We start from the raw sequence: 13,557 nt of genomic DNA, 5'->3' as shown, positions 1-13,557 counted from the left end.
TTAATTATCCAGTTTAGCCAAGAATGGTTTCAATTTATCCGGTGTAAACTCTCCTTCCTCCAAAATCATAGTTTTGGTATTCCTTATATTCTGGTTGATTAGCTTCTCCTTATCCTGAGATAAAATTGCAGAAGCTCTCATTGGTTTTGTTCTTCCAAAACCAGGCGCCTTTAACAAATCCTGAAGCTTAGTTCTTATCCATTCCTCAGACGATTTACCACAGTATATCAATGAAGCATCACATCTCCTCAAATTTTCTTGATGGAGGTATCTCAAATCCATTAAAGCTCCTTCAAACATTGAAGTAACTACATTATAACCATTGGTTTTCAAAAAAGATTGAACCTTCTCCATATCATCTCTATCCTGCTGATCACAGATTAAATAGATAATGTTACCCTCATCAGGCAACTGGTTGTCTATTTCAATTTCTTTGGTTTTAAATCTACCTCCAGTAACTAACTCCTCTCTTATAATAGACTTTAGTTCTTGCAGTGGGATTTGAAGAACCTCTGCCTCATCCAGAGTAGCTGCATCACTTTTTAAGTCTTCTATAAAAAGTTTTTGTCTTTCTGAAACATTTTTCAAATCTGGTGACAACCAAATCAAACGACTAAATTTCTCCGTACCTCCATGCTTTTGATTGTAATCTTGTACTTCAAAAGTATATCTAGAAGCTACTCGATTTTGGATATCAACTACAGACAAGTCTGAACCCGTTGGTTTGTAACCATAATCTTCACCTATCAAATGAATTGACAAACAACAATTAGATAAATCGTTTTTCACCATTCCTTCCAATGCATTTGCTTCTTTCGGTAAAGATTGATCAGGCAGTACTTTATAGCCGTGACGTATCAGTTCTCTTTTAACAATATCTCTTTGAATAATCATATCTACTCCACTATTAGCCAAGTAGATCGTTTTTTCTTTCCCTACAATCTCGGATTTTTTACCAACTGTAACTTCTGACTCTAAAACCCTATTTATGATTTGATTGATATCGTAGGCCATATCTACCATTTTCATCCAATAGCTTCGCTCAGCTTCGTTTCCAAAAAATCTTTTAAACTCTTGAGGCTCACCTGTCAGAGCATCTATTTGATAAAAATCATACGACAAAATATCGGACAAATCAGACAAACTTGCATCTACATCTACAGGGAATTTAATTACCTTAAATAATCTTGAAAGTCCACGAATATGAAGGTTACCAGTATCTTTCGCATTTCCAGCAAACACTTTCACACCATTGACCAAAGTAGGATTATTTAAAAAATTCCTAGACAGAATAGTCACCAATACTCCGCCTTTGGAATAAAGGTCAACATGACTATCATTCTCTGAAATGAGTTTAATTTTTGGCTTATTTCCTGATACTTGCTCAACCAATGTTTGCAAGAATTTATGAAAATTAGTTACCCAACCTTTGCTGCTTCCACCAATAGGTTGATCATCCTCCGTGTGATAAGCAAGTAATATGTCGTATTCAAAATTCATTCAACCCAATAATTTTTACTACACATTGAAGATTGATTCTTCTTCAACTTTATCATAGCTCTCATTAATGATATCAAGTATCCCATCCACCATTTCTACATTTCTAGAAACAGCATCATACAGTTCATCCTTCTCTATTGTCAACAACAAGCATTCTGTTTGGCTTGTCAAGCGATAAGTAGAAAAATCTGATGAAAGGATCATTTTATGTCCAATTATTCCTTTTTCTTCAACTGTTCTTTCAGAGCCATCTTCATTTTCAACTAGCAAAGCCCCTTTCAGAATTACATAGACAGGAGTATTACCTTCATCTCCGATTTCTGTCACCACTGTACCCTGACTTACTCTTATTTCTTTAAAACGCGCCGCTAGATCCAATAATAAAACTCCTGAGATTTGCTCGAACGATTCTATTTGCTTTAAAAATATTGCTCTTTCAATTACAATAAGTTTTTGATGAAAATCCTCATCATTCTTAAACACGGGAGGAACAATATCCTTATCAAGCCTCTTTTTCAGCGAAGTTTTAAGTCTCTTTGTATGTGTTTGATATAAATTTTTATCGAGCTTATATATTACTGCAGCGGCTGTCTGAACCATCGTCGAGTCTGGATTAAACAAATTAGCTACTAAATCCATAGTTACTCCTTGGTCAGCAATATGAGATAATTTGTACATGGCCAAACACTTGGTCCATTTATTAATATTGTTATAATCTCGATTAACAATTTGTAGCAGTAAATCCGAATAATTATCAAAATTTTCTGGGGGAAAGAAATCGTTTAATTTTTTTAATTTCTCATCAACAGGCACATCGTCAAGAACAGCAGAAAGCTTAGGTTTTAGATTTTCATCTACAAAAATATCGAGCATCTCAATACCAAAAGAAACACTATCTGTAGTACCTAGTTCTATGTTATCTCTTACTAGTTTAATACTTTGAGCATCATATATCATGGACAACAGCATAAACATATGATCAAAGTTTCTTTTATTCTCCTCCTCGAAAGCAGAGTGAATCAACTTATCATAAAAATCATCTCTAGGAATCTCTTGAACCGCTTTTAAATTCCATGCCAAGTCACTGATAGTGCTCTCTATCATTAATCGAATTCTAGCAGCTTGAAAGTCCCTTGCTTCAAACCCGATATAACTTAAAGAAAGAAGTATCTCAGAAATGATTAATTTATCTGGAAAATCAATTTTTTTCCATAACAATTCAGTCGCTGTCCTACCACCTATCTTACCCATTATTTGAATAATCCTGAGCATAGTGTCTTGATATTGCCCTGTTTTATAAAAGGCAGAATCAATCGCATAGAATACCGTTTCTCCAGAAGAAATCAATGCTGAATCAGCATAATTACTATAGGTAGGTAGATGTAAATTTTCTATTAAAATATTCCAAAACTCTGGTCTCCTTAATTTTCCTGCTGTAACAATTGCTGCTTTTCTCACAGCTGGATTTATATCTCTTAATAATTCCGTCAGAAAGGGAATAAATTTATCCTCTTCCATCTTAGCCAATACTCGCGCTGCGTATATTCTGTCTATTATATCAGTAGACCTAACAAGCTTTTTTATTGCCAATTCTGATAATTCATAATCCTCCATTTCGTGAAGAATTTCTAAAGTATCTGCAGCAGCCTGTTTAACTTCTGTTTCATCTTCCTTTCTTACCTCTCTATCAAGAATATCCAAGGTATTGAAACTTTTCAGGTAACCTAATCTCCAATAAGAATATTCCCTTACCTCTTTATGTTCTGAACGAATAAAATCAAGTAGCGAGAAATCCAACAGAATAGGCTCCATTTTCTCCATCAATTTCAAAGCAAAAAGAGTACGATCTGGCTGTCTTTTTCTAAGCTCTTTCTTCAAAACGTTAATGGTACTATATTCGTTCTTAGTCCCACCACCTTGCAACTTCAATTTTTGATCCTCTAGTGTCTGAGTGAGCTGAGATTTATACTCTGTATATAATTTACCTGCATAATAAATAATACATCCTGCCAGAATCAATACGAAATAAGCGTAATGGATCAACTCAAAAAACGCCATCAGCCCCAGAGCAATTTGCAATGAACCTGCAATCAATGTTGCAATTTGAGCCATTACACCTTCTACCCTTGACTGAATATCAAATCGAATTTTCACATCAAAAGGCAGGAAAAACAATTTAAAAGCTGGATTTTCCAGAGCATCTCTTAGAGAGGAAGTAAATACTTTACCCACTACTATGAAAATAAAGAAGAACAGGAACTCTGCCGTTTTTACTTCATAACCAAATAGGTGTCCCGAAACGATAGCTCCAATTGTAAAAAGTCCCAGAATCAATGGCATAACCATCAAGGATACTTTAAGTCCAAAACGCCCAATAATTATGTCATTGATAAAACTTTGAATGATAAAACTCAATACCATGATTGCACCGTTGGTGAAAGAAATGAAATTCCTCAACTCTGAATCATCTGAAGGATCTTTATACATGATCTCTGTAGCAGTCATGTAGATATATTCTGCAAATACAGCCGAACTAGCAGAGAAAATCATGAAAAGACAAAGAAGCCTTAGATACTTATTATTGAATAAGTCTGAATATTTAACTTGTTTGACATTGTCCGTTTTTCGAATCCTTGCTGCAATATCAAGATTGTAATCTTTGACTATCCAAATAGTAACTGCTAATACTCCTAATGCTGAAACAGCAGATATAGATAACAAATCATAAGTCTCATTTATAAGATCTAATTCTGTCAAAAGAGGAATTGAAAAAAAAGCAATCATCGTGGCGGTAAGTTGTCCTGTGTCTATACCGCCAATTGTTCTCTTTGCTTGCTTTAAATCAAAAATTCTCCCAAACACACCCCAAAAACCAAGAAGTGTTATTGCTGTAATTGGTCCTGTCATTACAAATAAGACGAAAGGCAATGCCTCAACCCCTCCAAACTTTGGATTATCTAAATACCAAAAAGAAAGCCTTAATAGAGAAATGAAAAGAAAAATGAGAGCTGCATTAGAAGTGACCAAAGTAGAGAAATTGGTTCTTTTCTGTACAAAAACATAGAGAGCAGTAGACCCAACTCCTAAAAAACCTAAAATGAAAAATGCTTCACTTAAATATTGTTCTCCTAAAGTATCTATAAATAGAGTTTCTGCACCAACTTGATAAGTAGCTAGAAAGACTCCCATGAAGAACCCTTTAGCCAATAGTAAGAGGATAGTTTTTTCCTCTCCTGGTTTTCCTCCTAAAAACTCTAAAAATGATTGGAGCACTCTTGTTTAAGTTTAGTTTCAGTCCTAAGACCTTCCAAATCTTAAACACTTAATTATTGCACCAAATTATACTATTCTAATAATACAGCACTCATATTTTATCACACTTCAAATAGTAGTATTAACAAAACATTAGTCGCTTTGGCACACCAATTCATGGGTGGATTTGTGGTCTATCCATCAAACATAGAAAAAACTTAGCTTTAATCATCAAATTGAGAAACCTATTACACCCTTTTTCAAGGCTTGAAATGATAAAAAACAGAAATGATTAATTTAAGACAAGTAAAAATTAAAATAATACAACTAACATCCAGTAAGCTTAGTAAGTTCTCTTAATCCTTACAGTACTTGATAAGTAAATAAACTAGAGGACATAGGTAATAATACGGATACTCTGTTCGTTATAAAGAGTTATAAAAAGCAACAACTCTTATCAAATCATTTAAATTCTCTAGCTTCAACTTATTCTTTTTCACATAGAACCTGACCGTTTCTTGATTACCTTTTAAAATGGAATACAAATCATTCTTTCTACCCTCGAAAAATTGTATTTTTCCTACTTCATCAACAAAATAATAACTGTAAACTAAACGCTCACGAGTTCCACTTCCTCCAAAGGAAGAAAAACCATCATAAGGCTCGCTCTCTATTACGATTTTCTCTCTGGCGAGCAAGCTCATTTTACCTTCAAAAAGAATCTCAAAAAGTATCGGGGCCTTATAGTTTAATCTAATATGATAGGGAATAGAGTAAAACTGACGAAAGTGATCTCGATTATTGTCGTAGAATTCGAAATACATAACTTTTTTACTACTAAAAGTTAGTATACGATTATTTGGGTCTTGTGGGGAAAAAATATGAATGCTGTTGGTGGGAATGTCATATTTAAGAGTACCTCTAAGAGTATCTTTATCTAAAGTGACAAGCATTCCATTTGGGTGCCAAATTCTCATAGAAAACTGTTGTGCATTAACAAAATGCACAACAGTAAAACATATCACTAAGCTAACTAAGCCCAGTTTCATTTTTTCAGTATGGTATGCCCCATCTTATCTCGCTTAGTTTCTAGATATTTTTGGTTATGTGGATTAGGCTCTACTTCTATAGGCACATTATCAACAATTTCCAATCCATATCCCATTAGTCCTACTCTTTTTGTAGGATTGTTAGTCATCAACTTTATCTTAGACACACCTAAACTATGCAAAATTTGAGCTCCAACACCATAATCTCTTTGATCACTTTCAAACCCAAGTTCATTGTTCGCTTCAACTGTATCCAAACCATCCTCTTGAAGTTTATAGGCTTTCAATTTATTAAGAAGACCAATTCCTCTACCTTCTTGATTCATATAAACAACAACACCTTTTCCAGCTTTTTCAACCATTTCCATAGCTTTATGTAATTGAGGGCCACAATCACACCTGCATGAACCAAAAATATCCCCAGTTACACAAGAAGAATGTACTCTAACTAAAACTGGTTCATTTTCATCCCACTCACCTTTAACCAGTGCCAAATGATCTTCCCCAGTATTCACTTGTTTAAAATGAGTCAATTTAAACTCACCCCATTCTGTTGGCATTTTAACAGTCACCTCTTTCTCAATCAAAGACTCTTTCTTCATCCTATAGGCAATTAAATCTCTGATAGAAATTAGTTTTAGATTGAATTTTTCAGCCACCTTAATCAAGTCTGGTAAGCGAGCCATAGTACCGTCCTCATTCATTATTTCAACCAGAACACCTCCTGGTTCTAACCCTGCCAATCTAGCCAAATCTATAGCTGCTTCAGTATGGCCTGCCCTTCTCAATACTCCTCCTTTTTTGGCCTTCAGTGGAAAAATATGCCCTGGTTTACCTAATTCTTCTGGATCTATATTGGGATCCACAAGTGCTTTTATTGTCTTCGATCTATCGCTTGCCGATATACCTGTCGTACAACCATGCCCTACGAGATCTACAGACACTGTAAAGGGAGTTTCAAACGCGGCAGTATTCTTTCCGACCATTAATTCAAGCCCCAGTTGTTCACATCTTTCCTCTATTAATGGTGCACAAATTAATCCTCTTCCATGTGTAGCCATGAAATTAACAATTTCAGGAGTTATCTTTTCTGCTGCACATACGAAGTCTCCTTCATTTTCTCTATCTTCATCATCTACTACAATGATGACTTCTCCATTTTTGATGGCCTCAATAGCCTCTTCTATGTTGTCTAACATTCTCACTTCGTTGTGACGTTACCCAAAGACTGGGCTATTGTCATTTCCATTGCTTTTAAATCTTTTTGTATCTGTAGACACTCTTCTATTTCTGAATCTTGCTGTGCCAATTTGATCTTTTCCATATTCTCATTTATCATCTTCTGAACAATACGAAATTTCAACCTTAAAATATTCGTAAAAGTAGAAGATTTAAGTGTATCTCTCTCATGAGAAACTTGTATCTCGTATTTATCATTCCAATTAGGACTTACCTCATAGCGCTCTGTTGAAATATCTACAGCTGCTTGACTCACTGCCCTATCATCATGCCCTACCAGGTCCGATATTGAAAGAATGTTACCTTTTTCTAAAGCCGATCTGTACAAATTCAAAATCTCACGATAGACAGGCACTTGAAAATCAATATCGTCAATTTCTGCCATAAAGTAATCAACCAGCCTATAACCTACCCCGCTCCCAGTAACTTCTTCCACTAACTCTTCCCCATAATTAATTAACATTCTCAAACTATCCCTTTCTTGAGTCTTAATTGCTTCATCAATTGAAACTACCTTTTCTTGTACAGGAATAGGAATACTGGGTTGAATGATTCTTGAATCTTTAAGAACGTTGGCAACTTGATTACCTTCTCTATGTGTTTTAAGTATTAGTTTATTCAGTTCTGTAATCAGAGTCTGTTCATCCACTTTTAACAAGGAACTGCATTCTTGAATGTAAACCGTACGGCGTATAGGATCTGGAACCTTTGCTATACTATTGACTATCTCACGAATAGAATCAGCCCTTTTAATAGGATCTGAACCATCCTGCATATAGACATCAGTTTTGAAAGTAATGAAATCTTTAGACTCTTTAGATAGGTACTCTTTAAAAGCGTTTGAACCTAAAGCCTTAGAGTAACTATCAGGGTCCTCCCCTTCTGGAAAAGGTACAGATTTCACGTTAAGACCACCTTCAAGCATCATATCTATTCCTCTCATAGATGCTTTAATACCTGCCTTATCCCCATCAAATAAGACTGTTACATTTCCTGTAAATCTCTTAATTAATTTAATCTGATCTTCAGTGAGAGCAGTTCCCGACGATGCTACTACATTTTTAACGCCAGCTTGCGCCAAAGAAATAACATCTGTATAACCTTCTACTAAATAGCAATTATCTAAATTTCGTATTTCATTTTTGGCTTGAAAAATACCATACAGAATTTTACTCTTATGATAAAGTTCAGTTTCAGGGCTGTTAATGTATTTGGGACTTTTTTTATCACCATCTTTAAGTTTTCTAGCTCCAAAAGCTATTACCTTACCTGTAATGTTATGAATTGGAAAAACGACTCTACCTCTAAAACGATCGTAAGCTTTATCATCCTTAACTATTTTTAAGCCTGCTTTTTCCAGATAATCTTGATTATACCCTCCCGAATCGGCCGCGTCAATAAGTCCCTGCCACTGATCTAAAGAATAGCCTAAATCAAAATTCTTTATTGTATCTTCAGAAAACCCTCTTTCTTTAAAATAGGTAAGTCCAATATTCCTACCTTCTGCTACTTCCCAAAGATTTTTGACAAAATGTTCTTTAGCAAAATTCATTATGATAAAGAGACTTTCCCTCTCACTCTGAGCATCTTTATATTCTTGTGAAGTTGATTCTTCCTGTATTGCCACGCCGTACTTATCTGCTAAGTATCTTAATGCCTCTACATATGTCAAACCATCCATCTCCATTAAAAATGTAATCGCATCCCCTCCCTTGCCAGTACTAAAACATTTGAATATTCCCTTAGAGGGAGAAACGTTGAAAGAAGGCGTTTTTTCGTCTGTAAAAGGGCTCAAAGCTTTGTAGCTGGAACCTGCCTTTTTGAGCTGAACAAAATCACTGACCACCTCATAGATATCCATTCTATTTTTTATCTCTTCTATGGTGCGGTCATTTATCATTTAATTGAATTTGGATTAGACGACAAATCTAAAACTAAAATAAATGATGTAGTGAGTCAATATTTACCATATACCTTAAATTGCGGCAAAATTGAAAATAAGAGCAGTGATATGGTTACTGAGAAAGATTTACTCAAAGCATTAAGTACAGTAGAAGATCCTGATTTAAAGAAAGACTTGGTCACTTTAAATATGATTAAGGATATCCAAATTGATGACAGTAAAATCTCTTTTTCTGTAGAGTTGACTACTCCAGCCTGTCCTCTGAAAGAAAAAATCAAGAACGACTGTATCAAAGCAGTTGAAAAAATTGCTTCAGGAGAAGAGATTAGTATTAATATGACAGCCGATGTCACTTCAACTCGCCAACAATCTTTCACTCTTCCTGGAGTTAAAAACATCATTGCTGTAAGCTCTGGCAAAGGAGGAGTAGGAAAATCAACAGTCACTTCGAACTTAGCCGTGGCTCTAGCGAAAAGCGGAGCCAATGTCGGAATCATTGATGCAGACATATTTGGTCCATCTATCCCAACCATGTTCAATTGCGAATATGAACAACCTGAAATGATTAAGGAAGGGGATAAGAACTTAATCGTCCCTATTCAAAAATATGGAGTTAAATTAGCGTCAATCGGATTTTTAGTACCAAAAGATAACGCTGTCATCTGGAGAGGACCTATGGCAAGTTCCGCACTTAAGCAATTTGTCAGTGATGTGCAGTGGGGAGAATTAGATTATTTATTAATTGATCTACCTCCCGGAACAAGTGATATTCACCTAACCCTAGTACAATCAGTTCCAGTTACTGGCGCCATTATTGTCACCTCTCCTCAAAAGGTAGCTATTGCGGATGCTCAAAAAGGTCTTTCAATGTTCAAATTGCCACAGATCAATGTTCCTATTTTAGGAGTTATAGAGAATATGGCTTATTTCACTCCAGAAGAGCTTCCTGAAAACAAATACTACATCTTTGGACAAGATGGAGGAAAAAACCTAGCCGAGAAAGAAAACGTAAACTTCTTAGGTGAAATCCCCATTGTACAATCAATTAGGGAGAGTGGAGACAGCGGTTTTCCTGCTGTAATGAAAGATGGTATAACGGAAAATGCTTTTACTGAACTAGCTCAGACAGTAGCTAGGAAGGTAGCAATACGAAATGCGACACAAGAAAAATCAAAAGTCGTAGAAATAAACTAGAAGATTTCTAATTACTTTACAATATGGAAAATCAAGATTTGTTAACAAGAGTTGAAAAGGCTATCGAAAATATAAGACCTTATCTTGCGGAAGATGGCGGAGATGTAAAGGTGGTAGAAATAGATAGCGACAATGTAGTTAACGTAGAACTGCTAGGTTCTTGTGAAACTTGCCCTATGTCTCATATGACTATGAAAGCTGGTATAGAGGAAGCCATTAAAAAAATGGCTCCAGAGATTACAGCTGTAAAAGCAGTAAATGCAACTACTGCCTAACTCTTTTCTCAATTATTCAATTTTTTATCTAGTTAACCGTTGTATCTTCACAAGATATATGACTGTCTAGAACCTTGAAATTGAAAAACATTGCGCTTTTATTGGCTATTGTCTCAATAGCCTATTCTTTAAATGCTCAGCATCGCTGTGGAACATCTATCCACAATGAGAAAATCAATCACCCTGCATTCAATGGACAAAGACCGAAATTTGAAGAGTGGATTCGATCCAAAAGAATTAATAAATCTAGAACACTTTCTACTTCTAGTGATGAAGTAAAAACCATCCCAGTAGTTTTTCATGTGATTTATAATGGCTTCGACTCAAACTTGGAAGAGGCTAGGATATTGGATCAAATGGTCACATTAAATGAAGATTATTTGCGTCAAAACCCAGATGCTACGGAAACCCCTTCTTATTTTGTTGATGTAGCAGCAAATACCAAAATCAAATTTGAATTGGCTAAGCAAGATCCCGAGGGTCTTCCTACAAATGGTATAACTAGAACTTACAATCCTACCTCTAAATTTGGATTCGAAGAAGGTGATAAAATCTCTAGGATTATTCATTGGCCAACAGACCAATACCTAAATATTTGGGTGGTTGATATGGAAGTCGTAAAATTGGGAGAAGCACAATTCCCAAATAGTGATGAGCCTGGACTCGAAGGAGAACTAGAGTTATTCTATGAGTCAGATGGTGTAATAATGAACTATAGATATATAGGTGAAAACTACGTTACCGCAACAAAATTTCAATCCTATGGCCGTACCCTAACTCACGAAATAGGACACTGGTTGGGATTATTTCATACGTTTGAAGGAAACTGTGAAATCCGAGATGATGACCGTGAAATAGCTATAGGTGGTGATTGGCTTTACGATACTCCTGCACAATCCATTGATTTTCAGAGAAAGTGTCCTGATGAAGATGTGTTTGGAGGCTGTGGAACGCATAAAGTAATGTTTCAAAATTACATGGACTACACCAACGATGAATGCATGAACTTATTTACAGAGGATCAATCAACCAGAATGAATATCATTCTGGAAAACAGCCCTCGCAGAAAAAGTCTATTTAGCAGTAAAGCTCTTGAAGATCCAATTTCTTATGACCTCGATCTTGGAATTAGTAAAATCATATCCCCAACATTTGGAAACTGTAGTGGTTTGGTCAATCCATCAGTTATGGTTAGGAATTATGGCTCAAATGATATTGACAACTTCGATATCCGACTTATCAAAAACAATATTGTTGTAGAAAGCATTACGGTCGAAGACCTTGATGGTTCAGATAGTAAGATTCCTATACTTGAACTCGAAACATATGAGGTGATGTTTTCGGAAATAGAAATTAAATCTTCAGACATTATTGAATTTGAAATCTTGTCAGTTAATGGAACAGGAGATGAAAACGTAGATAATAACAATAAAGAAACCACAGTATTTGTAGCAGTAGATACTAGTTCGCCAAACCTGGTTTTTAATAATTTTGAAGATCAATCATTTGGCCAATGGGCGACCGTAAACCCTGACGCAACGACAAGTAATTGGATCATTCGCAATACACCTTTTGAAACAGATCCAAATTATGCTTTAAAACTACCTTACTATGGCTCATCTGATGACGGAATGGATTATTTGATTAGCCCTAGTTTAGACTTATCTGGAGCCTCTAGGTTCTCTCTGTCCTTTGACTATGCTTACAGTAAGCTTTCAGGTATAGAGTCTGATGGTCTGGCCATTATGATATCAAAAGATTGTGGAACCACATTTGAAAAGGATGACATACTTGAGACCATGTGGGCTACCGAACTTGCAACCACCACATCAAACAAACTGGATTTCACTCCGGTAGGTCCAGGTGATTGGAAATCATATTCGATTGATATTACTGATGATAAATACCTTAATAAAGATGACATAGTAATTGCGATATTAGGATTAAACGGCAACGGTAACAATATCTATTTGGATAATCTAATGTTAGAAATAGAGTATTTCGATTACGATTTGAAAATTGAATCTATTAGTCAAGTACCTCTAACGACATGCAGTGAAACTTTAACAATAAATGCAGAAATAAAAAACAATGGTGGTAGCGTAGACGCCCCAGTAGTAGTCAACAATTTCACACTTACAACCACTTATGGAGAAACTACCACGGTAAATGAGTTTAATGAGTTAGAGATGAATAGAGGCGAAACTGAAAAAATTAGATTTACCATCAATGCGCCTTTAAAAGATCCCGTAAAGGTTGAATTTAAACTATCTGGTCCGAATGGCGAAGAAGATGACAACCCCTCAGATAACTATGACAGTTCGTTCTTTGTTTATGCAGAAGAAGAGGATATCATTCCAATTAAATTAGATTTCTCCAACACCTTTGACTATCAAGATTGGACAATGATACGCCCAGATCAAACTACTGATTTGCAGATTTATACAACCGAAGACTTTAGACAAAAACACCTTCAATGGCCATACTTTTCAGTTAAAGATTTAGGTATTGAAAACTGGTTTATTAGCCCAGTTCTTGACCTTTCAGGTCTTGATTCGGCATCTTTACGATTTGAAGTATCCTATGGCTATAGAGGCGGTGGAGATGACAGACTACAAGTTTTAGTCTCTAAAGATTGTGGTCAAAACTATAATTCCATTATTTATGATAAAAAAGATGAGGATTTAGCCACAGCAGAAACTGGTACGGAATGGATTCCTGAAGAAGACGAAGATTGGAGACTCGAGACTGTTGACATTTCAGAATTTACAGGTTTATCAAATGTGAGGGTGGCTTTTAAGGGAACTGGCCAAAATGGTAACAATATATTCGTTGATGACATTGAATTCTTTGTAACCTCTACCCCTCCTAGTAAAATTGATGAGCCAATATCAACCTTTCCTAATCCTGCACAAAACGAAATTAATGTTCAACTCAATTTTAATAATAGAGACGATATAACGATTCAATTAATCTCCATGAGTGGAGACGTATTACACAAACAGTTTTTCCCTAATTCACTGAATCAGATCTATACACTTCAAGACCTTAAGCTTCCGAATGGAATATATGTAATTCATATTTTTGGAGGTCAAACCTTTCTTAGTTCGACGGTCATGATAAATAAGTAAATATTTAACTGAGA

At 35.5% G+C, this 13,557-nt stretch carries 8 protein-coding genes; 3 read left to right on the top strand and 5 right to left on the bottom strand.

Annotation, left to right across the window (positions count from 1 at the left end):
* The 5 genes from DKG80_RS03590 to dnaG form a co-directional block, all read right to left on the bottom strand.
* The gene (locus DKG80_RS03590) at positions 1-1,500 is read right to left on the bottom strand and encodes a hypothetical protein (RefSeq protein WP_109829909.1); all 1,500 of its coding nucleotides are present in this window, start codon (positions 1,498-1,500) and stop codon (positions 1-3) included.
* 18 nt (positions 1,501-1,518) lie between these two features.
* Positions 1,519-4,773 carry a HEAT repeat domain-containing protein gene (locus DKG80_RS03585; protein ID WP_109829908.1) on the bottom strand — a complete coding sequence of 1,085 codons (3,255 nt, stop codon included), beginning with the start codon at positions 4,771-4,773 and terminating at the stop codon, positions 1,519-1,521.
* Positions 4,774-5,177: 404 nt separating this feature from the next.
* Positions 5,178-5,729: a hypothetical protein gene (locus DKG80_RS03580; RefSeq protein ID WP_109829907.1), complete on the bottom strand. Its 552-nt coding sequence runs from the start codon at positions 5,727-5,729 to the stop codon at positions 5,178-5,180.
* A 68-nt stretch (positions 5,730-5,797) separates the two neighbouring features.
* On the bottom strand, positions 5,798-7,000 hold the full coding sequence (locus DKG80_RS03575; protein ID WP_109829906.1) for a bifunctional 3,4-dihydroxy-2-butanone-4-phosphate synthase/GTP cyclohydrolase II: 1,203 nt from the start codon (positions 6,998-7,000) through the stop codon (positions 5,798-5,800).
* A gap of 2 nt (positions 7,001-7,002) precedes the next feature.
* The gene (gene dnaG, locus DKG80_RS03570; protein ID WP_109829905.1) at positions 7,003-8,940 is read right to left on the bottom strand and encodes a DNA primase; all 1,938 of its coding nucleotides are present in this window, start codon (positions 8,938-8,940) and stop codon (positions 7,003-7,005) included.
* Positions 8,941-9,051: 111 nt separating this feature from the next.
* Here dnaG and DKG80_RS03565 point away from each other — a divergent pair, with 111 nt between their 5' ends.
* The 3 genes from DKG80_RS03565 (at position 9,052) to DKG80_RS03555 (ending at position 13,543) form a co-directional block, all read left to right on the top strand.
* On the top strand, positions 9,052-10,137 hold the full coding sequence (locus DKG80_RS03565) for an Mrp/NBP35 family ATP-binding protein (protein ID WP_109829904.1): 1,086 nt from the start codon (positions 9,052-9,054) through the stop codon (positions 10,135-10,137).
* Positions 10,138-10,160: 23 nt separating this feature from the next.
* Complete coding sequence (locus DKG80_RS03560) at positions 10,161-10,412, top strand: NifU family protein (protein WP_109829903.1); 252 nt, start codon at positions 10,161-10,163, stop codon at positions 10,410-10,412.
* A gap of 80 nt (positions 10,413-10,492) precedes the next feature.
* Positions 10,493-13,543: a T9SS-dependent choice-of-anchor J family protein gene (locus DKG80_RS03555; RefSeq protein ID WP_162555661.1), complete on the top strand. Its 3,051-nt coding sequence runs from the start codon at positions 10,493-10,495 to the stop codon at positions 13,541-13,543.
* Positions 13,544-13,557: the final 14 nt, after the last annotated feature.

The organism is Reichenbachiella versicolor (assembly GCF_003171675.1).
GTDB classification, from domain to species: domain Bacteria; phylum Bacteroidota; class Bacteroidia; order Cytophagales; family Cyclobacteriaceae; genus Reichenbachiella; species Reichenbachiella versicolor.
Note: the sequence above shows the minus strand (reverse complement) of the source record. Positions and strands in the feature narration are given on the sequence as shown.